A 24,955-nucleotide genomic window follows, 5' to 3' on the forward strand; every position below is an offset into this window, starting at 1 on the left:
TTAACTGCGAACTTTGTGCCACACTTCCATTACCGCTACTAAGAGGCTGCCAGCCACCACGCCAATCACACCATTCATCAGGGTTGGCATCAGAGTCCCGACAACTGGCCATGCATGGACGACATCAAGCATCGGTTCAAGAATATGATGCACCGCAGGCACGTTATGTACCACAATCCCACCGCCGACTAAAAACATCGCCGCAGTTCCAACGACCGTCAGCCCTTTCATCAATTTGGGAGCAAAACGCACTAGCACGCCGCCCAAACTGGCTTTGAGTCCTTGGCCTTTGGATTGGCGTTGCAGGTAAAAACCTAAGTCATCCAACTTCACTATGCCTGCCACTAGGCCGTACACGCCGATCGTCATGATGACCGCAATCAAGCTAACCACCAGAATTTGTGTGAGCATCGAGTGCCCCTGCACGGTACCAAGAGCGATCACAATGATTTCTGCCGACAGAATAAAATCGGTGCGGATCGCGCCACCAATTTTACGCTTTTCATACTCGGCTAAGCTTTCTGTCGCCAAACTTTCCGTTTCTAAACCTTCATTGACTATCGCAGCAGCACGCTGTTCAGCATTCTGCTTGGGTTCTGGATGCAACCATTTTTCGAGGATCTTCTCTGCGCCTTCAAAACAGAGAAACAGACCACCGAGCAGCAGTAGAGGCATGATTAACCAAGGAGCAATCGAGCTAATAATAAGTGCTGCTGGAACCAAAATGAGCTTATTGCGAAACGAGCCTTTGGCGACCGCCCATACTACCGGAATTTCACGCTCTGCCGCGACACCAGAGACTTGCTGCGCATTGAGCGCTAAGTCATCCCCCAATACACCCGCCGTCTTTTTAGCGGCCATTTTGGACATCAATGCCACGTCATCCAGCACCGTCGCAATATCATCAAGCAAGGTCAGTAAGCTTGCGCCTGCCATGGAAATTCTCTCTATTTGATTGGTAGAAGCGTGACAAAATGTAACATTAACGAACGGCTGAAGGAAATTCAGCAATGAGAATATAACCACGCCAAACGAGATCTATGCCTTGTTACGTCTTATCTGAAGAGTGTGGTAGTTGAGTATATTCATCGGGTAACAGATTTAATGCCTTTTTCAAAGCGGCAAAACATTCTGGATCAATCGCGGTATGGAGGTTCTCCTCCATAATGGCGAGCGCTTTATGAATAGGCATAGCCGCGCGATAGGGACGCTCAGCACTGAGGGCATCGAAAATATCGGCCGTTGTGATTATGCGAGTCATCAAACTGATTTCATCGCCGTTGACACCCCGAGGATAACCAGTACCGTCTAATTTTTCATGGTGCGCGCCGGCCATGCGCGCCAGTGTTTTAAAAGGAGATAGCTTGTACAGAATTTGCTCCGTATACGCGGCATGAGCTTGAACCGCTCGCCATTCTGCTTCGTCTAACTTACCTGGTTTATCCAAAATGGCATTGCTGACACCAAGCTTACCAATATCATGCAGCAGTGCCGCACGCCTCAGCCAAATGCGATCCGCATCAGAGATCACCAATTGCCTTGCAATCAAATCGGTATACACAGCAACACGTTCGCTATGACCAGCGGTATACGGGCTTTTCGCGTCCACAATTTTACCAAAAGCCGTCACTATGCATTCCAAGTAAGCATCATCCAAAGGTAAATGAGCTTGAGCGGGAGGTAAATTCATAACCCGCTGACTGATATCGGTGGCTTTCAGTCCGGATAAAAAACGAGGATTTTCAACAAGCTGCTCAACAACCTCAACCAGTTTGGGATCAAACCACACACCGCTGCGTGCCATAATCTCTTGCAGGGCTTCTTCGATGCTGTGCTCCATTTGAAAAACATCAAATACCTGAGCTAACAACGCAATACGTGAGAAAAGCGGAATCGCTTCACCTTTTCGCTGTTCGGGTCGCCCTTGACCATTCCAATGCTCATCCAGTGAATGGATGCCTTGTGCGACAGCTTCACTAAAACGCAATTCTCGGGCGACATCCGCACCACGGGTACAACGCGTCTGGATCAGCTCTTGAGCATAGTCATTACCATTTTTCAAAATATCTATGGTCGTTAAAATGCGCTCCGTCCAGCTTTGCTCTGATCCTGTGTTTTTCACAATAAAGTTAATGACACTGGAAAGACTAGTGCCTACCGTTTTGTAACGTCGTTTGAAAGTCAGATCATCGGTCGCATACAGCTCACAAATTCGTGCTGCATTGCTGCTGCAACCCGCATCTTTCAGTAGCAGAGTAAAAAACAGGTCGTGCAGTTCAGGCTCACTCAGCTCGAGCTGCATACCAATATGCATACCGATCCAGCAACAACGAATGCAGTGTTCAGGCGGCTGACCTTCAGTCATGTCGAGGGCTGTCGTTAGCGAAATCATTAGTTCTGAAAGAGGGAAGGTATTTTGTGCAACACTCATTATTTGGGTTCGTTTACCATTTTCTATGTATCGAGTGTAGACAGAGTCGGCCTAAGCTGCCATGAGTTTTATGGTGAGTATGCGCTTTTTGCGCAGCATAAGATTCCCCAGAAAATAAAATAATTGGCTTAGATTGAAAATAATCCTAGTCAGAACTCTTTTTCCGTGTATACTCACTCGCAGCTCAAGCAAATGAGCTATTAATGAAAATTAAGTTAAAGTTTTACCTCAGTCTTTTTTCGATACCCTTCGTTCAACCTCTGTGATAGCTTATCCTTTATAATCCATATAATAGCTTTTGTTTTAAGCCCTAATAAATTATTGTAAAAATTATCTCTAGAGGTCTCTATGTCTACTAAAATGACTGGTTCTGTAAAATGGTTCAACGAAACTAAAGGTTTCGGTTTTCTTACTCAAGACAACGGTGGCAACGATGTGTTTGTTCACTTTAATTCTATTCAGTCAGAAGGTTTCAAAACCTTAGCTGAAGGTCAACGTGTTAGCTTTATCGTTGAACAAGGTAAGAAAGGCCCTCAAGCGTCTAACGTAGTCGCACTGTAAGCCAAATTCTGCGTGGTGCTCCCAGCGCCACGCTTTGCTCCCCGCTCATTATTTACCACTCCTTCATTAGCATTTATCTGTATTACATCGAGGAATTCATGTCTCGCAGAACATCTCGCCAGCGACACTGGTATCAATTATTACGAGAGAAATCTCACCAAAAAGAAATTTTAATTCATGATAAAAATCCACTTCCATCTTCTGAAAAATAATCTCCGCTGGTCATCTAAAATTCATCAATTAAATAGTGACATTCTACAGCGCCATATCCTGCCCCGAATAAACTCTAATCATTACCCTATTTATTTTGATTTTTGCGAAATAGAGCAATCAGGAAAAACATTATCTGATTCGGGTATCGAATTGGGCCATTTTAATATTCATTAACGCGTTGCCCGTGTATTCCTTTTATTAAACATTTAGACATCCACTCTCTCTGAATATTGATTAAGTACTCTGATTGGGCAAAATCGTTCCCTACGCTATTGATCCATTATTCTATTACTCTTTCCCCGGCTACGCTCATCTCCCCCCCTTAGCTCAAGCCTGTTGATACCTCAGAGTCTCGTTGTGTCGCATTAAAAACTGCATTTTTCAAATACTCAACTACACTCATATTGCTCAATCCGAGCAAACCATAAGGAAAATCAAAATGGCGAATACAATGTTAGGTGGCTGGGGACTGTTCCATGAGCTCTCCAATGAAGATAAAGCAGCATTTGCAAGCGGCATCGAAGGCTTTGTAGGCGTAAGCTATAAGCCTGTTGCGGTAGCAACACAAGTGGTTGCTGGCTGCAACTACGCCTTTTTCTGCAATGCCGAGATGGTTTACCCCGGCTCTCAACCTTACCCAGCCATGGTTCACATGTTTAAAGACTTGGAAGGAAAAGTCGGCATTACGCATATTCAGCGTTTGGATTATTAAACCAAACCCACTGTGGGACAGGGCTGTTTTCTGTCGTCCACTCATTTTCATGTTGAAAGACCTCCGATTGGAGGTCTTTTTCAGTCGTGATTTTTCAATCATGGTAATCACACACATTCATCGCCACCCCATTCAAAGCGAATGACATTCCTATTGCGCCTGCAGGTGAGAGCCTTTACTCTTTTTTCATCTTCAATCTAAATCGAGAGAAATGATGTCTGCCTCATCCCCCTACCCGATTGGCACTCCCGGTCAGCCTTGGCAAGCTTCAGAGCGCCAAGCTTGGCGAGAACAACGCCATATTCAACGCGAATATCAACAAGAAGTAGTGCCCAAGATTCTGGCCTTGAACAGCCTATTCGACGTGAGTACTTATGGCGCGCTCTCTTATGACCCAACACGCTACCCGCTGTATGTAGTGAAAAGCCGCCACTGGAATGCTAACAAGCCGACCGTATTGATCACAGGCGGGGTACATGGTTACGAAACCAGTGGTGTACACGGTGCGCTGCAATTTTTAGCGACAGCCGCAGAGCCTTATTTGGCTCACTTTAATCTGCTTGCCGCGCCCTGTGTCAGCCCTTGGGGCTATGAAACCATCAATCGCTGGAACCCAAATGCTATCGATCCTAACCGCTCTTTCGTTCAGGATAGTCCTGCAGAAGAAACGGCTCTATTGATGGCGATGGTGGCAGAGCACGGGCCGATTTTGTTGCATATTGATCTGCATGAAACCACCGATACAGATGAATCTGAGTTTCGTCCTGCCTTGGCGGCGCGCGATGGTAAAGCCTATCTCGAAGGTTCGATCCCCGATGGCTTTTACACGGTAGGTGATACGGAAAATCCGCAATTGGCTTTCCAACAAGCGGTGATTGATTCGGTACGCCGTGTCACGCATATCGCGCCAGCGGATGAAAACCATGAAATCATTGGTTCACCTGTTGTCGCTGAGGGTGTAATCCTCTATCCGATGAGAGAACTCGGCTTGTGCGGCGGCATGACTGATTGTACTTACAGCACAACCACCGAAGTCTATCCAGATAGCCCTAAAGTCACCGCACAACTCTGCAATGACGCGCAAGTCGCTGCCATCATCGGTGCACTTGATTATGTGCTTGCCAATGAGCAGAGTCTGCTAGGCGAGTAATCGGCTTTTATACTGCTCCGGGGTTAACCCGGAGTACTTTTTGAACATGGTTATAAACGGGCTGGCTTGGTTATAGCCCAAGGTTAACGCCACCTCTTTCACCGCATGCCCTTGACGTAACAATTCCATCGAATAGAGATAGCGCACCCGCAGCCGCCATTCGGTAAAGCTCATCCCCAGTTCAGCCTGACAATGGCGCGCCAGTGTTCGCTCCGTGGTATGCACTTTTTCCGCCCACTGCTGCAAGGTTGTGTTATCGGTGGGGTTCTCTTCCACAAAAGCCAAAATCGGCGCTAAATATTTATGATTGGTTGAAGGAAGAAAATGGTGCTGAGTTTCACGTGTCGCCAATTGATCGAGCAACACTTGCACTAAGCGCTTATCTTCACAGCTCTGCGCCACATTGATGTTTCGCTCTCGAAAGTCATCAATGATCGCCGAAACAATCGATGTCACCTTAATTAAACTGGTTTTAGCAGGAAATGCCGTGGTCAGTTGCGAAGCAATATTCAGTGAACAGTATTCGATGGGCTTGCGGTTGTAGCTTCGATGGCGAATCCCAGCTGGAACCCAAATCGCCAAATGAGGCGGAGCCAAAAAGCGCGTATCTTCCGCTTCCATCTCCAAAATTCCGCCAGAAATGAGCTGTACTTGCCCCCAAGGGTGGCTGTGCTCACGAGTTTCTGTATTGGACAGAAACGCTTCAAAATTCATAAAAACATCCGAAGGTGGATGCTCGATAGATAATGAGGGATGCAAGTGTCGAGTGCGTTTTTTCAATCTTGTCTTCCTATCGCTCGCAATGTCTTTTTAGAGATAGTTGTAATTATAAAGACCTGCCACACTATAACCCAAGGAACAAATTGCGACGAGGCGCACATGATCTATCTTCTGCCATTTTTTACTGTGCTGATTTGGGGTGGCAACTCGATTGTCAATAAACTCGCGGCCTCGACCATCGAACCTAGTGCGATGAGCTTTTATCGCTGGCTATTGGCTATGGCGATCCTCACTCCTTTCTGTCTACCTAGCGCTATCCGCCAATGGTCAACGGTGAAACGCCACTTGAGTAAACTCGCATTTTTGGCTTTACTCGGCATGGTGCTTAACCAATCCCTAGGCTACTACGCGGGGCTCACCACCACGGCGACCAATATGTCACTCATCACTTCTTTTGTTCCTTTAATGAGTGTTTTCATTAGCTTGCCGTTACTTAACAAACCCATCTCAGCCCTTAGCGTGGTGGGTGGCGTACTGTCGCTGAGCGGGCTTGCCTACATGCTCGGAGAAGGAAATCCGCTGTTTTTCCTCCATCAAAGCGTGACCGAAGGGGATGCCTTAATGGTGATGGCAGCACTGGTGTACGCCTTGTACTGCGTGCTTTTGAAACGCTGGAAAATGCCGTTTAGCAACTGGACTTTAATCTATCTGCAAGGGGTATGCGCCGTATTCATGCTGATCCCTTTATGGCTCACCAGCGATACGCTATTACCGACCGAAGGTTCACTCTCTCTGATCGCTTATGCTGGCATTGCTGCTTCCCTATTAGCACCTTGGATGTGGGTAAAAGCCATTGATGCGATTGGCGCAGACTCCACCGCCATGTTTATGAATCTGCTACCCGTTTTTTCTGTTTCTTTGGCCGCCACTTTATTGGGCGAAAAAGTTCATCCCTACCATTTGATTGGTGGTCTATTAGTCATCAGCGGTGTCGCGCTGTCACAATTGAAAATTCAACGTCGAAACGATGACGGCGTCGAAAAAGTGACGCAGGTATAAAAGCGAGTATTTTCACGCGCAAAATGGTTCTCTTCACGCTATCTTTAGAGAAGAAAAAACACGCCGCTAGGCGTTTAAAAATAACGATTGGCTAGGTTCCCCAAGCCCGAAGCAACCGATGAAAAATTGGCTGTGTCAGGCAGTGAGAGGTGAGCCTATGATAGAACTTAATAGAATTGAAGAGCTTTTTGATAACCAACAGTTCTCCTTGCACGAACTCGTGTTGAACGAACTGGGAGTCTATGTCTTCGTCAAAAATCGCCGCGGCGAGTATCTCTATGCTAACCCTCTGACTCTAAAGTTGTTTGAAACGAATGCACAATCGTTGCTTGGCAAGACCGATCACGATTTTTTTCATGATGATCAACTCAGTGATATTTTGGCGGCCGATCAACAGGTGTTTGAAACTCGTCTCTCGGTTATCCATGAAGAACGAGCCATCGCCAAATCCAATGGTTTGGTTCGGATTTATCGCGCAGTGAAACACCCTATCTTGCACCGAGTGACAGGCGAAGTGATTGGGCTGATTGGAGTTTCAACCGATATCACCGATATCGTGGAACTACGTGAGCAGCTATATCAGCTCGCCAATACCGATTCTTTAACTCAGCTGTGTAATCGGCGTAAATTGTGGGCCGATTTTCGCGCCGCCTTCGCTCGCGCAAAACGTTTAAGACAGCCGTTAAGTTGCATCTCTATCGATATTGATAATTTCAAACTGATCAATGACCAATTTGGTCACGATAAAGGTGATGAAGTCCTGTGTTTTCTCGCCAAACTATTTCAGAGCGTCATCTCTGACCATCATTTTTGTGGTCGTGTGGGAGGTGAAGAGTTCATCATCGTTTTGGAAAATACGCACGTAGAGACGGCTTTTCATTTGGCTGAACAGATCCGCCAACGTTTTGCAGAGCATCCGTTCTTTGAACAAAACGAGCACATCTACCTCTGTGCGGGGGTTTCCAGCTTGCATCATGGTGATCATGACATTGCCGATATTTATCGACGCTCCGATCAAGCGCTGTATAAAGCCAAGCGTAATGGTCGTAACCGTTGCTGTATCTATCGCCAATCCACAGAATAAGCTTCACCTAGCCTCTCTTATCCTATTTCTTTTCGTTTTTGTGAAAAATGATTAAAAACGAAAAGAAAACGTAAGAAAACGCAAACCAAGATTTGAAATCAGGCACTGACTCCGTACACTGAAAGCAATTTAAACCATAAGGATATTCCCGGTGAAAGCAGTAAAGCGCCATCAAGAAATCATTGAATTGGTTCAAGCCCAAGGTTTTGTGAGTACGGAAGAGCTGGTTGAGCGATTTGATGTTAGCCCACAAACCATACGGCGAGATCTCAACGAATTGGCCGAAGCCAATAAATTGCGGCGCAACCATGGCGGCGCAACGATTGCAACCAGTTCGGAGAACTCCTCTTATCACACGCGGCAAGTTTCTTACCAAAATGAAAAAGAGAAAGTCGCCATGGCCTTGGTTCAGCACATTCCTGACGGTGCCACACTGTTTATTGATATTGGCACTACGCCAGAAGCCATCGCTCGCGCTTTAATGGTTAATCATCATCAACTGCGTGTGGTGACCAACAACTTAAACGTCGCCACTATGCTAATGAGTAAGCCTGATTTCAGCATCATTTTGGCGGGGGGAGAAGTCCGTAATAAAGACGGCGGCGTAACAGGCGAAGCCACATTGGATTTTATTTCCCAATTTCGTTTGGATTTTGGCATTTTGGGGATCAGTGGCATCGATTATGACGGCTCTCTGCTTGATTTCGACTACCATGAAGTGCGCGTAAAACGCGCGATTATCGAAAATAGCCGCAGTGTCTTCCTCGCGGTCGACCACAGTAAATTTGGCCGCAACGCGATGGTCAAACTCGGCACATTGGCCGATGTCGATTTGATCATTACTGACCAAACGCCACCGAAAGAGATTGAAGCGTTCGCCAAAGAGAATGAAGTCACGATTCAGGTGGTGTAATTCGCTAGACAACCGCTCATCAATACCAAGAAAAGGCGCTAACGCGCCTTTTTTGTTGCATGCACAAAATGCACAAATGATTGCCTGTGTGTAAAAAATTTGTTGTTATTAACTCTATACTTATTTGAGCAAAACGCTCAAAACGAAAATGAAGGATAAGCCGATGAGCAGTGGCAAACGAGAGATCACATTACGTTTTCTGGCCGAGCCGGGAGATGTCAATTTTGGTGGCAAAGTGCATGGTGGCGCAGTAATGAAATGGATTGACCTTGCGGCGTATGCTTGTGCTGCGGCTTGGAGTGGTAAATATTGCATCACGGCTTATGCTGGTGGCATTCGCTTTGTCGCTCCAATTCATGTCGGTAACTTGGTTGAAGTGAATGCCAAGGTGATTTATACCGGAAAAACCTCCATGCACATCGCGATTGATGTGCAGGCGAGCGATCCTAAGTTCCTGAAAAATCACCTCACGACTCATTGCATTGTGATTATGGTCGCCGTGGATGAAGCGGGCAAACCGTCTCCTGTGCCCGAATGGATTCCACAAACTCAGGAAGATCAGGAATTACGCGCTTCGGCGATCCGCTTAATGAACATGCGCACCGAAATTGGTGAAGAGATGGAAGCGCACGTGAAATATTTGAAAAATTAAGGGGCTATTCTGCGCTCCAACCACTGGGATGGAGCGCTTGTCATCGAATTGTCATCAAGCTTTGTTTTAATCCATGCCCATCTTTGGCACATGGATTTCACGCTTCTGTTATGGCGATTACCCTAGATAAAATCACCCTCACCGAGACGACCCTAACTAACCCCAAAGCGGTCGAATATCAATGGGTAAGAACATTGTACGTGCAAGGTTATCAGCCTGAAGCGATCAACCATTACATCCAAACCTGTTTTGGCGGAGACGAGACATTTGCAGACCTTTTCCGTCGGGTCGCCATGCATGAAGAGAGCTTGTATTTACTGCTGCAATACTTAAGTTGCGCACCTTCCAGCCGTGAGTTCTAATTTTTCTGCACCCTCTAAACCAGTTACAAATCAATATTCGATCTGACTCGCATCCTGTTCTTGTTTCACTGTTGAGAAAATGTGTTGTGCTTATACTGGCAACCGTTTTCGCACCACGATCTGTCACGGCTTCAGGCATAAAAAAACCCGAGCTAAGCTCAGGTTTTGGTTACAAAAACTGTTAGTCGTGAACTAGTAAGGAATAGAGCTAACAGCCAGCTATGCGTAACGCCAGAATTGAAGCTTCTTAACTTGTCGGCGGCCAAACCAATTAATGTTAAGAAGAGACAAAATGGGCGACTTTACGTCGCCCTTATCGTTATTATCCTTTCACACCGCCAGCGGTAAGTCCTCCGACAAGCCAACGCTGTGCAAGTAAAAATACGATAGTGATTGGGAGTGCTGAAAGCACCGCAGCGGCCGCAAAATCACCCCACAGATAGTTTTGAGGGTAAAGATACTGCTGCATACCAACCGCAAGCGTGTACGAGTTTACATCAGAAAGCAGCAGTGACGCCACCGGAACTTCGCCCACCACACCAATAAATGACAAAATGAATACTACTGCAAGTATAGGCACAGACAATGGAAGTAGCACTAATCTGAACGCTTGCCATGGTGTCGCACCATCCAAGGCCGCCGCTTCTTCCAGTGAGCGATCGATGGTTTCAAAGTACCCCTTAATAGTCCAAACGTGCAGCGCAATCCCGCCGAGGTAAGAGAAAATCAAACCGCCGTGCGTGTTTAAGCCCAAGAAGGGAATGTACTGCCCAAGCTTATCAAACAGAGCATACAATGCGACCAAGGCCAATACCGCAGGGAACATTTGGAAAATCATCATCGCTTTTAAGATGGTTTCTTTACCTTTAAAACGCATACGTGCAAAGGCGTAAGCCGAAGTAGTAGAAAGCGCCACAATCAATACCGATGTAATGCCCGCCACTTTTACCGAATTCCACAACCATGTCATCACCGGGAATGGCGGTGGAGTGACTGAACCATCAGCATTCTGTACCGCAATACCGAGTGCCAGCTTCCAGTGTTCCAATGAGGGGCGATCCGGGATCAAGCTGCCGGTTGCGAAGTTACCTTCACGAAATGAGATCGCGACAATCATCAGCAGCGGGAAAATAATCAACGCTAAGAACACCCACAGTGCCGCGTGGGTTGCCCACACGCGATACTTGAGAGATTTACCTTGTACCATAGCCATATGAATGCTCCTTATTGTTGGCTCAGCTTAGTAAAGCGCAGGTTGAGCAGCGCTAACGCGCCCACCAGCAAGAAGATCAGCGTCGCAATCGCACTCGCCAAACCAAAGTCTTGACCACCTGTACCTTCAAACGCAATGCGGTAGGTGTAACTCACCAAGAGGTCGGTGTAACCCGCAGGCTCAGAAGTGCCGATCCGGTTTGGCCCACCTTGCGTCAAGAGTTGAATCATTACGAAGTTGTTGAAGTTAAAAGCAAAGCTGGCAATCAGCAACGGCGTCAGCGGTTTGATCATCATCGGCAGAGTGATTTTGGTGAAGTTATGAATGAAATTTGCTCCATCGATCGCTGATGCTTCATACAGATCATCGGGAATCGCTTTCAGTAGGCCCATACATAAAATCATCATGTAAGGAAAGCCCAGCCAAGTATTGACGATCAGCACCATGGTTTTCGCCAACAGCGGATCCGAGAACCAAGCGGGACTGAGGCCAAACAAACCGTTGAGCACCATGTTGATCTCACCAAAACTCTGGTTGAACAGGCCACGGAAAATCAAAATCGAGATAAAGGCAGGAACGGCATAAGGCAAGATCAGCAGTACACGATAAACCGCACGACCTTTCAACGCTTCCCACTGCACTACGCTGGCTAATACAAGGCCAATCATCAGGGTGAAAATCACCGTCAGTACTGAAAAGATGACCGTCCAGATAAAGATATTGATAAACGGCTCTTTGATGCCTTCGTCTTTCCATACTCGCTCAAAGTTATGGGTACCAATCGACACCACAAATCCTGGTGAGACTCGCTCACCGACAAATTCGCCGCTCTCATTGATAGGTTGATAAAAACCAATCTCCATATTGGGGCGCAACACCTGACCGGATTGATTGTTGGTGAGTGTTTCACCATCATCCTGCAAGATATAGAGTGGTTTCACCGCAGCAAATTTGCGCAGGCCACTCATTCGAATGTCTTCACCATCAGGGAAATGCAGATCGATACCACTCAATTCGGTGCGATACCCGATGATGGTTTTAATCGGCTCTACTTCACCGTCAATGCCGCCAATCACTTCAAGATTAAGATCGGTCGGTACGTTACCACTGAGCGAAAAAGGCGCGGTCGCCAAACGCTCATCTCCGTCCTCAATCAATAAGCGGTAGCCTTGCTCGGTTTTATAAAGTTGGAAGGCATAACTTTCACCACTTTGGAAAGTTTGATCCATCAACACTGACTGTGCGCGTTCAAGAGTGAGTTGGTTTTTCGCGCTGTAGTTTGTAAAAGCAAGACCAACGGTGTAAGCCAGTGGAAACAGAATAAAGAGGATCATCCCTGCAATGCCGGGATAAATGTAACGGTGCGCGTACGTTTTACGACTTCCGAAGATATACAGCGCTAATGTGGTAAGGATCAGGGTCAGCAATGCAAACGCCACCTCCCCACGAGAATACATAAGAATGGTTGCGTAGCCATTCACGATACCTACCGCGCCAAGTACTGCCCATTTTAAAAATGCACGTTTGTCGGCTGGACGTACCGCAGTTGGATCGGACATAGCCTGTGTACCTTGAACTGACTGCATAAAGAACCTGCTAGCGTGTTGTTACCAAGAAATGTGGAGGGGGAAAGTTACCCCCTCCAAGGTGTGACGATGGATTATTTCGTCATCTGCTTTTCAGCATCAGCCAGAGCGGCATCCACGGTTTGACGACCATCAACGATGTTGATGATGGCGTTTTTCGCAGAGCTCCAAAACGCGTTCATTTGTGGAATGTTAGGCATAATTTCGCCGTTCATGGCGTTATCCATGGTCGCCGCAATGCGCGCATCCGCATCCAGTTCACGTTGGAAAGAGTTCAGCGCAACCGCACCTAGTGGTTTATCGTTGTTTACCATGCGCAGACCATCGTTAGTCAGCAGATAGTTTTCGATGAATTCCACCGCCAGATCTTTATTTGGAGAAGCGGTGCTGATACCTGCGGTGAGAACGCCAACGAAAGGTTTCGACGCTTGGCCGTTAAATTTAGGCAAAGTGGTCACACCGTAGTTGATGCCTGATTTCTCGATGTTGCCCCAAGACCATGGACCGTTGATGGTCATCGCGGTATTACCTTGGTTAAAGGCAGACTCAGACACTGAGTAATCCATATCTGGAGAGATCACGCCTTTATCCACAAGGCCTTTCACGAAGTTCATCGCGTCTTTTACGCCTTTATTGTTGATACCTGCGTCTTTCACATCATAGCCATCAACACCGTATTTGAATGCGTAACCGCCATCAGCCGCCATCAAAGGCCAAGTGAAGTAAGGCTCTTTCAGGTTCCACATGATGGCCGATTTGCCTTCTTTCTTCAGTTTGGCATCCAGCTCAGCGACTTCTTCCCAGCTTTTCGGTGGGTTAGGGACAAGGTCTTTGTTATAAATCAGTGATAACGATTCCACCGCAATTGGATAACCAATGATTTTGCCGTTGTATTTCACTGCATCCCATGCGAAATCTACGATGCCTTCTTGAATTTTTGCAGAAGGTTTGATTTCGACTAATAGGCCAGCTTCCGCATAACCGCCAAAACGGTCGTGAGCCCAAAACACAATGTCAGGACCATCACCTGTTGCTGCGGTTTGTGGGAATTTATCTTGTAGCGCATCAGGATGAGCGACGGTGACTTTGATTCCGGTGTCGGCTTCAAACTTCTTACCGACTTCCGCCAAACCGTTATAGCCTTTATCACCATTGATCCAAATAGTGAGTTGTCCTTCTTCAATAGCAGCATGGGCACCAAACGAACCAAGAGCCACCAGAGTGCTCAGCGCGACTGTGCTTAGGGCATTTTTCATGTTCATATCCTTTTCTTTTTGTGTTGTAGGGCTCACCAAGAGGTTTTGCCGTATTTCGCCATTTATGATCAGAAAAAAACGCGTTTAACTCATCCTCCTAACCCCTACGCCCTCGATATTATGGCGTATTTTCGTGATCTCTATCGTTTGATGTGAGCGAGCCAAATCACAAAAAACAGGATTGATGTGATCCTACTCAACTTATCCACCCTCAATAATTTGAACTGGATCTAACTACGCCTTAGTGCCCCTCCTCCACCTCCTCCTCACCTACTCCCCCTACAAAAAAGCGGAAGAGGAGGATGTACGATTTACCTCTTTCACAGAAACTAGCCTCATCCCAGAGAGGATGGTAAGAGCCTTTCCAGTTTACGTGTTGTAACTGGTTCCACCGCCAAGTAGGTTGTCGATATAAAGTCATGTTTGTGGTGAAAGCGTTACGGGAGAGACATGGCTTTGTGTAGGGGGAAACAACCTACTTTTCGCGGCAGTCGGGTGAACGGCTTCATAGCCGGAGCGTTCACCCTTTCTTTTCTTACCCAATAAGGCGGCGCTGCCAACGAAACCACTTGATGTGGTTCACCTTATCCAATTCCTACTGTTATTGCGTGCACAATAATTCATATAATGAGCCGCGATAACGATTAAAAATCTTGATCGAGGACGAGCTAGATGGCGAGTGTCACGTTAAAAAATGTATGTAAAGCGTACGGCGATGTGCTGATTTCAAAGAATGTCGACTTAGAGATTCAAGAAGGCGAATTTGTGGTGTTCGTCGGTCCTTCAGGTTGTGGCAAATCCACACTGCTGCGCTGTATTGCGGGTTTGGAAGACATTACGTCTGGCGACTTGTATATCGGCGAACAGCGAATGAATGATGTCGAACCTTCCAAACGTGGTGTAGGCATGGTTTTCCAATCCTACGCACTGTATCCGCACCTCAATCTGTATGACAACATGTCATTTGGTTTAAAACTATCGAAAGCCAACAAGAGCGAGATCAAAAAGCGCGTTGATCATGCGGCAGAAATTCTACAACTCAGCCATCTTCTGGATCGCCAACCCAAGGCGCTCTCTGGTGGTCAACGGCAACGTGTCGCCATCGGTCGTACTCTGGTTTCGCAGCCGAATGTGTTTTTGCTGGACGAACCCTTATCGAACCTAGATGCAGCTTTGCGCGTACAGATGCGCTCTGAAATCACTAAACTGCAACGTAAGCTAGGCTGCACCATGATTTACGTTACCCATGACCAAGTGGAAGCCATGACTATGGCGGACAAAATTGTGGTGTTGGATGCAGGATTCGTGTCTCAAGTCGGCAAACCACTCGAGCTGTATCATTATCCACAAAACCGCTTTGTGGCCGGGTTTATTGGCTCGCCGAAAATGAACTTCATGAGCGTCTTCATTGAAGGGGTAGAAAAAGATCGGGTACAAGTCCAGCTTTCTAACGGTACGACCTTCTGGATCCCTGTCGATGGCACCACTGTCACTCGTGGAGAACGCATGTCGCTAGGCATTCGTCCTGAGCATCTGGTTGAAGCCGAACATGGTGATGCCAAAATCGAAGGCAAAGTGATGATTGTTGAAAAGTTGGGTAACGAAACACAGGTGTATATGAACCTGAAAGGTTCCGATTCTGATGTGATCTACCGTCAGCCAGACACACTCGATGTCGAAACCGGCGACACACTCACGATTGGCATTCCAGCGCATCGCTGCCATCTATTCCACAGTGACGGTCGTGCCTGCCGTCGCCTACACCAAGAAAAAGGTGTTGACCTTCCGGCTTAATACCTAGCCTTCGCTTGCTTAGCCCTTTCATCTTGAAAGGGCTTTTTTATAACCATCATCCATGCTTCTTATGTTCTCTGCTTCTACATTCATCGAATCGGTTCAACCCCCTCATTTTGCAATAAATTGATGTTATACCCCTTGTGAATAAGCCCTCTCTTCCTCTATGGTCTAAGAAGACCAACCGAGTCGAGAGACTCACAGCATCCTTTAGGTAAGAATATGAACAGTCAGTTAACGCTTAGAGCATTAGAACGCGGCGACTTACGCTTTATTCACAATCTCAATAACAACCGCAACATTATGTCCTACTGGTTTGAAGAGCCTTATGAATCCTTTGATGAACTCGAAGAGCTCTACAACAAACACATTCACGATAATGCTGAACGACGTTTTGTGGTTGAAGATGCACAAAAAAACTTGATTGGCCTCGTCGAGCTGATTGAGATTAACTACATCCATCGCAGCGCGGAATTTCAAATCATCATCGCTCCAGAGCACCAAGGCAAAGGCTTTGCGCGTACCTTAATCAACCGAGCTTTAGATTACTCCTTCACTATTCTCAATCTGCATAAGATTTATTTACACGTTGCCGTCGAGAACCCGAAAGCGGTGCATCTCTACGAAGAGTGCGGATTTGTAGAGGAAGGCCACTTAGTCGAGGAATTTTTCATCAACGGTCGTTACCAAGATGTTAAGAGGATGTATATACTGCAAAGTAAGTACTTAAATAGAAGCGAGTAAAGACATGGTTAGCTGCAGTCAATACGATTACATTGAACTGGCCTGTTTGTTTCATCTGCCAGTCAAATTAACAATGAAAAGTGGTGAGGTGTATTACGGAGTCGCCGCCGACACTCAACGTAATAGTCAAAAGCAGGAGTGCATTGCGCTAAGAGGTGAAGAAGAAACTTGGCTCCTCGAAACTGATCAACTGAGTTCGATGGAAGCCTTAAGCGAACAACCCCATTTCTCTGTTATTCATTTCAAATAAACCACGCTGAAGACAACAAGGCCGCTCTAGAATGACGAGCGGCCTTGCGTTTTACATTTCAGCCAACTGACGCGCCACTTGATGCTATACCCAAACTACTTGGAGTTGTAGATGGGAAGGAGCTCTTTGAGAATGCGTTAGTTTGCGATATCCAGCTTATTACCGCTCACGCCATTGGTTCGAAACCAGCCCGCGATACTGACGCGGTCCGCATGCGCTTCGAGCACTTCATGAGGGAATCGTTCCGAAAGAAATACCACCAGACGTCCCGCAACGGGCGCTAACGTTTCAATCCAGTTATTCTGCAAATCGTAGATTTTTAATTCGCCGCCATCGGCAGGAGTCCAATTTTCATTGAGATAAAATACCGTGGTTAATTTGCGGTTTTCATTACCGCGAAACGAGTCGAGATGTTTAAGGTAGAAATCACCGGCCTCGTATTTTGCAAAGTGCGCTTCATATTCAAATAGCCCAAGAAAAAAGTGGCGGTTCACTTCACACCGGATCTGCTCCATCCGCTCCAAATAGTCTTGAACAGGTTGCCCCATTGATAGATCAAGCCATTGGATTTTATCGCTCCGGATATCCGCCGCACGCTGAGTCTCTTCGTTTCTACCAATTTTTGCTCGTTTCCAACGTTCAGGAATGCACTCTCGTAGAGCTTGCACTTCTTGTGGGTTCAAAAAATCATCCCACACATACCAACCTCGGTCTGCAATTGCATCCATTAATCCATCTAACGCCATGATTCTCACTACACGAACAATAAGAAGCGCGTTATATCTGGCCTACCACCAGTCAGCAATTCGAGTTATTAATCTCCAAGATCAATAATTCTGATGGAGGGATTGTGGCTCAAATGATTCAAGCCTATCACGCAAAGAGATTGAGACAATAAGGGAACTTCGCCGCCATTGTGTAATCCAATCTGAACATAAAAAACATCCCTTGAGGAAACCCCATGATTGTGACAACGACACCCAATATCGAAGGTAAACGCATCGTCCGTTACTGCGGAGTGATTGCAGGCGAAGCCATTCTTGGTGCTAACATTTTTAAAGATCTGTTTGCTGGGATCCGCGATATTGTGGGTGGACGCTCTGGTACTTATGAACGAGAGCTAGAAAAAGCGCGCGCCATCGCATTGGAAGAACTACAACAACACGCTGCGGCACTGGGTGCCAATGCCGTAGTCGGTATTGATTTAGATTATGAAACGTTTGGAAAAGCTAATGGCATGCTCATGGTGTCGGTCAGCGGCACTGCGGTTGTCGTCGAATAGTTAACCCATATGCCTAACCGACTGATGTTTCAGGTACTCAGAAGGTAATTTCATCTTAATAAATCTAGAGAGATTTGAAGGGTTAAAATAAGGCAGTGCAGAACTGCCTTATTCTTATTTCCGGCGAAACCTAAACTATTGAATTAGAAACAGAAGAGACATTACAACACAAATTAAGAATTGACTTCTTCAATTCCAATGTTATTTTTCGCCCAAATCAGTGCCTGCAAGCGATTTTTGGCATTAATTTTCTTAAAGACATTATGCAGATGTGTTTTTACTGTATTTTCACTAACAAAGAGTTTATCTGCAATTTCAATATTAGAAGCACCACTACCAAGTAACTTGATAATCTGTTGTTCTCTTTTGGTTAATTTTGCGTACATTTGTGAGGTCACGACTGAGTTACCGGCACGATAATGGAGAATGTATTCTTGAGCCAGTTTACGCGTTAACCACATTTCATCTTGCAAAATTTTACTCATGCCTTTGATCAGGGTATCCATATCATCATCAATATAAAATACTCCAGCCAAATTATTCCACTTAAAGAGCAGCTTATGCTCAATATCCTGCGGACAGTTTATGATGACCTCTTTCGCATCAGGACAACTGATGTGCTTAAACGAGCTGTAATCGGTCAAAACATCATCAGAAATTCTAGAATAATCAATCACCAGCATCTGAATACTGCGGCTTTCTGGTTTATTCTCTTCAAGCCAGAGCTCAGAAAATGGTGTAATTTCCAGCGCCAAAGGAAGTTTTGATTCTAACGCCTCTTTCAACAATCTGGATTGCATGCAAACATCAGAAAGCATTCTAACGTTTAGTTTGTTTTCATCTTTCATTTCACCCCTCCTAACACATCAAGGCTAACATGGTTAAAACTAACGTTAAGAAAAGGGAAGTCAATGTTCAGAAAATAAGACAAACGTTTAATCAAGCGGAATCTGAAATTTAATCTGTACAATTCATAAGGTTAAGAAACCTTCTCAATATTAAGAATATCAATAGCTGTAAAAATATTTTTTAACACATATAAGCCAAGTTGCTTAATAAAAAGCCAATTTATACGCAAAAAGACTCTTATACATTTAATATTCGCCATAAAATAAGTTGAAACACTTACCACTCAATTTATTCATAGCGTATCAAACTTAAAACAATAACTCATGAAAATAACCAATGAGTTAACAAAAAGCATTCATATTTTAGATATTTGCTATGCGGGATATTGAGAAATTTCAATGAAAAAATCAGCATCGTCATACAACCTATAACTCAAACGGTTTGACTTTGCTGGTAAACGGAAATAGGTGAATCACCAACGCATAGAAGAGCTCGATATGTGTTTGCACACATTTGCGGCCAACACCACTACAGCGTCAAGTAAACGAAAGATGGCGCAATGAATCAGAAAAAGGCTAAGTGCGATAAAGCACTTTAACCACATGCCAACCAAATTTGGTTTTGACTAATTGTGGGGTTAGCACTTCACCTTGAAAGCAGGCTTTGTCGAAAGCAGGAACCATTTGGCCTTGACGAAATTCACCCAAGTCGCCGCCTTTTTTGCCTGATGGACAAGTCGAATACTTCTTGGCGAGTACGTGAAACTTCGCCCCTTTCTTGAGTTGAGCCAAGATATCATCGGCTTGCTCTTTGTGTTTCACCAAAATATGCAAAGCTGCTGCAGTGCGAGCCATAATGTTTCCCCTATTTTGTCGAGCCGCGTAGTGTACTCGATCAACAATAAATGTAAACGCATGGCTGAGATCAATACAAATCGGTCGAATATCGACTAAATTCAAGCCATTCCGTTGCCGATACGGTAATTTCGTTTAGTATAAGTAAGAGTCCGAACAGTTAAAGAAAATATTATGGCTAAAGTCGTCAGTAAAGCGAACCAATCACAAGGAATGTTGATGTTCACGCTCAGTGCCCAGCAGCAACTTTTCGCTATCGGGACACTGAAAGTCCGGGAAATTGTGACTTATCAACCAATGACCCAAATCCCCTATTCACATCATCATGTGATAGGAACGGTTACTATTCGTAACCTTACAGTACCAGTGATTGATATGGCCGCAGCGATTGGCTTTCGTCCAATCCAACCGAGCGAGTATCATAAGTGCTATTTGATCGTCACAGACTGCTTACGCACAGTTGTGGCTTTCATGGTTCGCACTATAGAGAAAATCATCGAGTGTGATTGGCGACAAATCGAATCGTCCCCCGAGACGGCAGGACATGATGTTTTCGTCACAGGGATCACCCGATTCCAGAACAAAATTGTGCAGTTGCTAGACGTGGAGTTACTGCTCTCTAAAATCTACCCACAATATGAATCGACCAAAGTCCCTATGTTGACGGATATCGAGCGTGAGCGCTTAAAACCCCTCAATATTTTGTTGGTCGATGACTCTTCGATTGCGCGTAAACAGCTCTCTGATGCGCTGGATAGCATCAACATTCCGTATCATATCTGTAAAAATGGCAGTGAGGCGTTGGATTTGATGCGTGATATGGCACGCGATCACCGCGCCATCGACATTTTAGTGAGTGATATTGAAATGCCGGGATTAGACGGTTATGAGCTGGCATTTGAAATGCAAAACGATCCGCAGTTAAACCATGCTTATTGTATTTTGCACACTTCGCTCTCCAGTGAAATCTGTGTCGATCGTGCCCATCAAGTGGGCGCTCACGAAGCGTTGGAGAAATTTAACGCCACCGAGTTAGTCGAAGCCATGTTGCGTGGAGCCAAAAAGCTTCAGACGCAGCGTTTGCAAAAATCGTGATCGGTTAAGTATTTAACCCAAAGCCAATCGCAAGACTATTTGCTGTAACAAATAAAAAATGAATTCTCGGCAGCCCTAGCGCTGCCGATCTGAATTCAGCAAATCAGGTATACACCATAGTTGCTCATGATGACTCAACCACTCTTGTAGTTGTGTCGATAACGCCTCTTGCTCCACCTCGGAAAACTTGGCGAGCAAACTCGACTGTAAATCACAATACTCTGGTAACCAGAGTTCGATGCGTTGTCGCCCTGCTTCTGTCAGTGTCACCTCAACGTTACGCCTGTCATACCTACTGAGGTTTCTCTCTACAAGTCCTTTGCGTTCAAGCCGCGTTAAACGGTTAGTCATAGCCCCTGAGCTGAGCAATAACCGTACTTGCAAGTCCGAAGGGTTGAGACAATAAGGATAACCGATACCACGCAAGGTCATTAACACTTCAAACTCTCCAGCGGTCAGTCCCGCTTGTTGATAGAAGGCCTCCATTTTTAACTCAATACGTCTTGCCAACCGTTGTAGCCGATGAAGTACCGACATGGGCAGAGTATTTAGCTCAGGCAGCTCATTTGCCCATTCCATGACGGATTTTTGCACTGAATCCATTCGTTTTATCCTGTGTTGTTCCCTTTATTCCTTGACGTTAGCATTTCAACGAGGATGAGGAAAATGGCTCGCATTGAGCAGCCTCTCTAGCAAGAACAAATTTGCAGCGTTTCTACAGTAAATCCGCTAATCTTAAGGTTATGAAAATGTCTTGCGTATCCGAAACAAGTGATGACAACTGAAGATTTCAAAAAATCCACGGCTAACTTAAAAAAAGTCGTACCTTTAATGATGAAACATCATGTCGCGGCCACCCCCGTGAACTATGCCTTGTGGTATACCTACGTCGACCAAGCCATTCCGCAATTGAATGCGGAAATGGACTCTGTATTGCAAAATTTTGGGCTTTGCCCACCCGCTTCTGGTGAACATCTTTACCAACAATACATTGCGACCAAAGCAGAAACCAATATTAATCAGTTACGTGCGAATGTTGAGGTACTTCTTGGTGAAATTAGCAGTTCAATGAGTGATACGCTCAGTGACACCAGTTCCTTCGCTAATGTGATTGATAAAAGCTTTAAGGATTTAGAGCGCGTCGAGCAAGACAATCTCTCGATTGAAGAAGTAATGACTGTCGTCCGCCGCTTGGTGAGTGACTCTAAAGATATTCGACACTCAACCAATTTCCTCAATAATCAACTGAACGCGGCAACTTTAGAAATCTCTCGTCTTAAAGAGCAACTGGCGAAAGTTCAGAAAGATGCTCTGTTTGACAGTTTATCTGGACTCTATAACCGCCGAGCTTTTGATGGCGATATGTTCACGCTGATCCATGCTGGTCAGCAAGTCAGCCTGATCATGCTCGACATCGACCACTTCAAAGCCCTTAATGACAACTATGGCCACCTGTTTGGTGACCAAATTATCCGTGCGATCGCCAAACGTCTTCAGAGCCTATGCCGTGACGGCGTGACAGCTTATCGTTATGGCGGTGAAGAGTTTGCCCTGATTGCTCCGCACAAATCGCTGCGTATTGCACGCCAGTTTGCTGAATCGGTGCGACGTTCAATAGAAAAGCTCACCGTAAAAGATCGGCGTAGCGGTCAATCGGTCGGTAGCATTACCGCTTCGTTTGGTGTAGTAGAAAAGATTGAAGGCGACTCTTTGGAGTCTCTCATCGGTCGAGCGGATGGATTGCTGTATGAAGCGAAAAATCTGGGCCGCAATCGAGTCATGCCGCTCTAAACTCTGCGATACGTACCCACACGTTGTAAATCGACGGCACGGGAAAAGTTACACAGCTCCAAATTGCCACAAAAAAAGCCAAGAATTACTGACTCTTGGCTTTTTCATACGATGGCGGATTAATGTGAAAAACAGTCTCCGAGGAAATATTCGTCACCATTTCGAGCCGTATACTCTTTCTCTTCAATACGAGCTTGTGGTCGACCTTGTTCATCGCCTTTGATCAAACTTACCCAGTGGCGAATAGTGGTGCTTGGTTGTGCGTGGTCATTGGAATGATTGAGTACCGTGCACGTTTCTAACTGAATATCTGCAATTTCTCGTAACTCAATGCAACCCGTGCCGCGCTGGCAACCTAATGTCATTTCAACATGACTACCTTGCCCATCACGAAACAGAAGATGGCTTGGATTTTCTTTACTGCCATTAAACGCCACAAACTGTTTTGGGTATTTCAAGCCACTATGACGGCCATCTTGAAAGTAAGCGAGCAGGTGATTGTAATCTATCACGTATGCGGTCACATCTTGGTGAGTACCATTTTCAAGCGGAAACAGGCGATCCAATAACTGTTTGGCTTTGGTTTGTTTTTCACGCTGTTGATTGGCGGCGACCGTTTCTACGGCGAACACAGCTTCAGCGATAAAGGGTTTGTTTTGGTGTTGGATTTCTGTTTTATCAAACGTCAGCATGTTCATCGTCTTTCCCTCGTCCAGATTCAATGTCATTTTGCTGCAAAGACACTGGCGATATTTTCGCCGGATTTGTGACTTCGCTTACTTGGAAGACTAGCGGATTTTTTACTACAATTTCACAACAAAAATTTTACAATGTGAATTTTACAAAATGAGTGTGTCTAAAAGTCTTGTTCGACAGTCCCATTTTCTGGGCACTAAAGTCAGAAACCTTCGGAAAAGGAACCACTTAACCATGGAGGATCTTTCTGCGCGCTGCATTCGTGTTAGCCCTGAATACGCACCATCGGTTTCTTATCTCTCTATGATTGAGCGCGGAAAACGAGTACCGAGCGTTGAGATGCTGGAAGTTATCGCGGAAGTGTTTCAAAAAGATCCCATCTGGTTTTTAGATGATGAGCCAGAGCAAATTGATATCACTCCCGAAAAAGGCAATCGAGGTGGTATTAGTGGAATGGCTCTTGAGCCCAGTTTTTTGTTTTCCAATGATATTTTACAAATCGCTATTCCCGAGATGCTCTCGCAAACTGGGATCACTGGCCGCCAATTTGCTCATCTCTTAATCCGAGCCCATCAAGAAAGTCTGCAAAATCATTTCCCGGATCTTGAACGCGCTGCAGAAGAGGTTGGGCTAAAACGCCTTAATTTATCTGTCACCGATTTGCTGGACATTGCCAAAGGGCTTGGATTGGACGTGCGTTGGGTAAAGCGTACGCCGCATGATGTAACAGACGAACTTGGGGTGAGTGCCAAACAGCTCGTTACCTCTTTTTTTGAACCGCCTGGACGCATTTACCTGAATGAGATCCTGCGTGAATACCCAACGCGATTGAAATATGACCTTGCGGTTTATATCGGACATAATGTGCTGCACAACAAAGATGGCCTAAAAAGTGTCCTCTCCGTCGGCCACACTCAAGGGTGGGATGAGATGGTGGAAACCTCCCCCTCTTCAGAGCTGAATTCACAAGATATCTTGCAAGCTTGGCGAGATTTTGAATCCAGCTTTTTTGCTGGGGCACTGCTGTGCCCTAAGGTGCCCTTCCGGCAACTGCTCGATCGTAACGGATATGAAATCAGCGTTCATCAGAAAGCGGGAGTCTCACCTTCTGTCGCCATGCGGCGGATGACCGTCGTTTCGCCCTATCCCCACTGGCACTATTTTGATGCCTATGGTGAAGGGAAACTCAAGGCCGTATACCGTGGAAATGGTATCCCACTTCCTTGGGGAAATATGCGTAAAGTGAATGACCCTTGTCAGCATTGGGCCGTTTTTCGTCGTCTTTCACAACCACAGCAAGGCAGTTCAGCCCAAATTTCGATTTTAACTGTGGGCGACGAGCCTCGAATTTACTGTTGTGAATCACTCAATGTTGTGGATCCTGCCGGCAACAACCGTGTCTTGTGTGCGGGCATCGACCTCAATCCTGCGATTAATGCACAAGGTGGGGACGCTCTCGCCATTGCTCAAGAGCTCAAAATGAGTTGTGTGCAGAAAGGAGGAACTACCGCGATTCCAGCGCCGATTAAACGTGATTTGCGTACTATCGCCAAAATTCTCAACATCAACTGGGTTGAACGAGGTATCGAGAATGAAGCGAGATTAATTTGCTCACGCGGTGCGGTTTGTCCACGAAAGCCAAGATGCTACGGCGAATGTGGTGAATAAAAAAAGGCCAACCACAAGAA

General features: G+C 45.8%; 26 protein-coding genes. 15 read left to right on the forward strand and 11 right to left on the reverse strand.

What is annotated here, in order from left to right; genetic code table 11:
• Both F0316_RS16080 and F0316_RS16085 read right to left on the reverse strand, forming a co-directional pair.
• Complete coding sequence (locus F0316_RS16080) at positions 1-936, reverse strand: DUF808 domain-containing protein (RefSeq protein ID WP_000896545.1); 936 nt, start codon at positions 934-936, stop codon at positions 1-3.
• Between the two features lie 112 nt (positions 937-1,048).
• Positions 1,049-2,431, reverse strand: a complete 1,383-nt coding sequence (locus tag F0316_RS16085; RefSeq protein ID WP_142737466.1) for a 3'3'-cGAMP-specific phosphodiesterase — start codon at positions 2,429-2,431, stop codon at positions 1,049-1,051.
• Positions 2,432-2,779: 348 nt separating this feature from the next.
• Here F0316_RS16085 and cspE point away from each other — a divergent pair, with 348 nt between their 5' ends.
• From cspE to F0316_RS16105, 3 genes are all read left to right on the forward strand, one after another.
• Complete coding sequence (gene cspE / locus F0316_RS16090) at positions 2,780-2,992, forward strand: transcription antiterminator/RNA stability regulator CspE (RefSeq protein WP_000105005.1); 213 nt, start codon at positions 2,780-2,782, stop codon at positions 2,990-2,992.
• Positions 2,993-3,644: 652 nt separating this feature from the next.
• Positions 3,645-3,917: a hypothetical protein gene (locus F0316_RS16100; RefSeq protein ID WP_000024171.1), complete on the forward strand. Its 273-nt coding sequence runs from the start codon at positions 3,645-3,647 to the stop codon at positions 3,915-3,917.
• A 214-nt stretch (positions 3,918-4,131) separates the two neighbouring features.
• Complete coding sequence (locus tag F0316_RS16105; protein WP_162797566.1) at positions 4,132-5,067, forward strand: M14 family metallopeptidase; 936 nt, start codon at positions 4,132-4,134, stop codon at positions 5,065-5,067.
• Here the strand turns inward: F0316_RS16105 and F0316_RS16110 are convergent.
• On the reverse strand, positions 5,056-5,847 hold the full coding sequence (locus tag F0316_RS16110) for an AraC family transcriptional regulator (RefSeq protein WP_000747481.1): 792 nt from the start codon (positions 5,845-5,847) through the stop codon (positions 5,056-5,058). The two genes, F0316_RS16105 and F0316_RS16110, sit on opposite strands and share 12 nt — an antisense overlap.
• A gap of 99 nt (positions 5,848-5,946) precedes the next feature.
• Between F0316_RS16110 and F0316_RS16115 the strand changes: the two genes are divergently transcribed.
• The 5 genes from F0316_RS16115 to F0316_RS16135 all read left to right on the forward strand — a co-directional run bounded on the left by F0316_RS16115 (position 5,947) and on the right by F0316_RS16135 (position 9,857).
• Positions 5,947-6,846 carry a DMT family transporter gene (locus tag F0316_RS16115; protein ID WP_000639733.1) on the forward strand — a complete coding sequence of 300 codons (900 nt, stop codon included), beginning with the start codon at positions 5,947-5,949 and terminating at the stop codon, positions 6,844-6,846.
• A 118-nt stretch (positions 6,847-6,964) separates the two neighbouring features.
• On the forward strand, positions 6,965-7,930 hold the full coding sequence (locus tag F0316_RS16120; protein ID WP_001891050.1) for a diguanylate cyclase: 966 nt from the start codon (positions 6,965-6,967) through the stop codon (positions 7,928-7,930).
• A 151-nt stretch (positions 7,931-8,081) separates the two neighbouring features.
• Entirely contained in the window at positions 8,082-8,843 is a 762-nt protein-coding gene (locus tag F0316_RS16125; protein ID WP_000648858.1) for a DeoR/GlpR family transcriptional regulator, read from the forward strand.
• Between the two features lie 163 nt (positions 8,844-9,006).
• Positions 9,007-9,495: an acyl-CoA thioesterase gene (locus F0316_RS16130; protein ID WP_000094384.1), complete on the forward strand. Its 489-nt coding sequence runs from the start codon at positions 9,007-9,009 to the stop codon at positions 9,493-9,495.
• A gap of 110 nt (positions 9,496-9,605) precedes the next feature.
• Positions 9,606-9,857 carry a hypothetical protein gene (locus F0316_RS16135; protein ID WP_001018760.1) on the forward strand — a complete coding sequence of 84 codons (252 nt, stop codon included), beginning with the start codon at positions 9,606-9,608 and terminating at the stop codon, positions 9,855-9,857.
• A 322-nt stretch (positions 9,858-10,179) separates the two neighbouring features.
• On the opposite strand, the gene malG is transcribed toward F0316_RS16135, so the two are convergent.
• From malG to malE, 3 genes are all read right to left on the reverse strand, one after another.
• Entirely contained in the window at positions 10,180-11,070 is an 891-nt protein-coding gene (gene malG / locus F0316_RS16140) for a maltose ABC transporter permease MalG (protein WP_001252027.1), read from the reverse strand.
• Between the two features lie 11 nt (positions 11,071-11,081).
• The gene (gene malF / locus F0316_RS16145; RefSeq protein ID WP_001904951.1) at positions 11,082-12,656 is read right to left on the reverse strand and encodes a maltose ABC transporter permease MalF; all 1,575 of its coding nucleotides are present in this window, start codon (positions 12,654-12,656) and stop codon (positions 11,082-11,084) included.
• 74 nt (positions 12,657-12,730) lie between these two features.
• The gene (gene malE / locus F0316_RS16150; RefSeq protein ID WP_000786217.1) at positions 12,731-13,912 is read right to left on the reverse strand and encodes a maltose/maltodextrin ABC transporter substrate-binding protein MalE; all 1,182 of its coding nucleotides are present in this window, start codon (positions 13,910-13,912) and stop codon (positions 12,731-12,733) included.
• A gap of 672 nt (positions 13,913-14,584) precedes the next feature.
• On the opposite strand from malE, the gene malK reads away from it, so the two are divergent.
• The 3 genes from malK (at position 14,585) to F0316_RS16165 (ending at position 16,700) form a co-directional block, all read left to right on the forward strand.
• Positions 14,585-15,706, forward strand: coding sequence for a maltose/maltodextrin ABC transporter ATP-binding protein MalK (gene malK, locus F0316_RS16155; RefSeq protein ID WP_000179244.1), 1,122 nt, complete (start codon positions 14,585-14,587; stop codon positions 15,704-15,706).
• Between the two features lie 222 nt (positions 15,707-15,928).
• A complete protein-coding gene (gene speG, locus F0316_RS16160) occupies positions 15,929-16,450 on the forward strand; it encodes a spermidine N1-acetyltransferase (protein ID WP_001088091.1) in 522 nt (173 codons plus the stop codon).
• A gap of 4 nt (positions 16,451-16,454) precedes the next feature.
• Positions 16,455-16,700 (forward strand): Rho-binding antiterminator, encoded by a 246-nt coding sequence (locus tag F0316_RS16165; protein WP_000253074.1) that lies wholly within the window; start codon positions 16,455-16,457, stop codon positions 16,698-16,700.
• Between the two features lie 137 nt (positions 16,701-16,837).
• On the opposite strand, the gene F0316_RS16170 is transcribed toward F0316_RS16165, so the two are convergent.
• A complete protein-coding gene (locus F0316_RS16170) occupies positions 16,838-17,446 on the reverse strand; it encodes a 2OG-Fe(II) oxygenase (protein WP_001162322.1) in 609 nt (202 codons plus the stop codon).
• 215 nt (positions 17,447-17,661) lie between these two features.
• On the opposite strand from F0316_RS16170, the gene F0316_RS16175 reads away from it, so the two are divergent.
• Positions 17,662-17,982, forward strand: coding sequence for a heavy metal-binding domain-containing protein (locus F0316_RS16175; protein ID WP_000637491.1), 321 nt, complete (start codon positions 17,662-17,664; stop codon positions 17,980-17,982).
• Between the two features lie 173 nt (positions 17,983-18,155).
• Here F0316_RS16175 and vpsT read toward each other — a convergent pair whose 3' ends face one another.
• The gene (vpsT, locus tag F0316_RS16180) at positions 18,156-18,830 is read right to left on the reverse strand and encodes a LuxR family transcriptional regulator VpsT (RefSeq protein WP_000651013.1); all 675 of its coding nucleotides are present in this window, start codon (positions 18,828-18,830) and stop codon (positions 18,156-18,158) included.
• Positions 18,831-19,406: 576 nt separating this feature from the next.
• Positions 19,407-19,685 carry a peptidylprolyl isomerase PpiC gene (gene ppiC, locus F0316_RS16185; protein ID WP_000124506.1) on the reverse strand — a complete coding sequence of 93 codons (279 nt, stop codon included), beginning with the start codon at positions 19,683-19,685 and terminating at the stop codon, positions 19,407-19,409.
• Positions 19,686-19,859: 174 nt separating this feature from the next.
• Between ppiC and F0316_RS16190 the strand changes: the two genes are divergently transcribed.
• Positions 19,860-20,780, forward strand: coding sequence for a chemotaxis protein (locus F0316_RS16190; protein ID WP_001151681.1), 921 nt, complete (start codon positions 19,860-19,862; stop codon positions 20,778-20,780).
• 75 nt (positions 20,781-20,855) lie between these two features.
• Here F0316_RS16190 and F0316_RS16195 read toward each other — a convergent pair whose 3' ends face one another.
• Positions 20,856-21,383, reverse strand: a complete 528-nt coding sequence (locus F0316_RS16195; RefSeq protein ID WP_000378730.1) for a MarR family winged helix-turn-helix transcriptional regulator — start codon at positions 21,381-21,383, stop codon at positions 20,856-20,858.
• Positions 21,384-21,554: 171 nt separating this feature from the next.
• Here F0316_RS16195 and vdcA point away from each other — a divergent pair, with 171 nt between their 5' ends.
• Entirely contained in the window at positions 21,555-22,571 is a 1,017-nt protein-coding gene (gene vdcA / locus F0316_RS16200; RefSeq protein ID WP_000206011.1) for a diguanylate cyclase VdcA, read from the forward strand.
• 119 nt (positions 22,572-22,690) lie between these two features.
• Here the strand turns inward: vdcA and F0316_RS16205 are convergent, their stop codons facing one another.
• Positions 22,691-23,269, reverse strand: coding sequence for an aldolase/citrate lyase/malate synthase family protein (locus F0316_RS16205; RefSeq protein ID WP_001056770.1), 579 nt, complete (start codon positions 23,267-23,269; stop codon positions 22,691-22,693).
• 232 nt (positions 23,270-23,501) lie between these two features.
• Between F0316_RS16205 and F0316_RS16210 the strand changes: the two genes are divergently transcribed.
• Positions 23,502-24,935, forward strand: a complete 1,434-nt coding sequence (locus F0316_RS16210) for a DUF3612 domain-containing protein (protein WP_000389855.1) — start codon at positions 23,502-23,504, stop codon at positions 24,933-24,935.
• Positions 24,936-24,955: the final 20 nt, after the last annotated feature.

The sequence above is a fragment of the Vibrio cholerae genome (genome assembly GCF_008369605.1).
GTDB classification, from domain to species: domain Bacteria; phylum Pseudomonadota; class Gammaproteobacteria; order Enterobacterales; family Vibrionaceae; genus Vibrio; species Vibrio cholerae.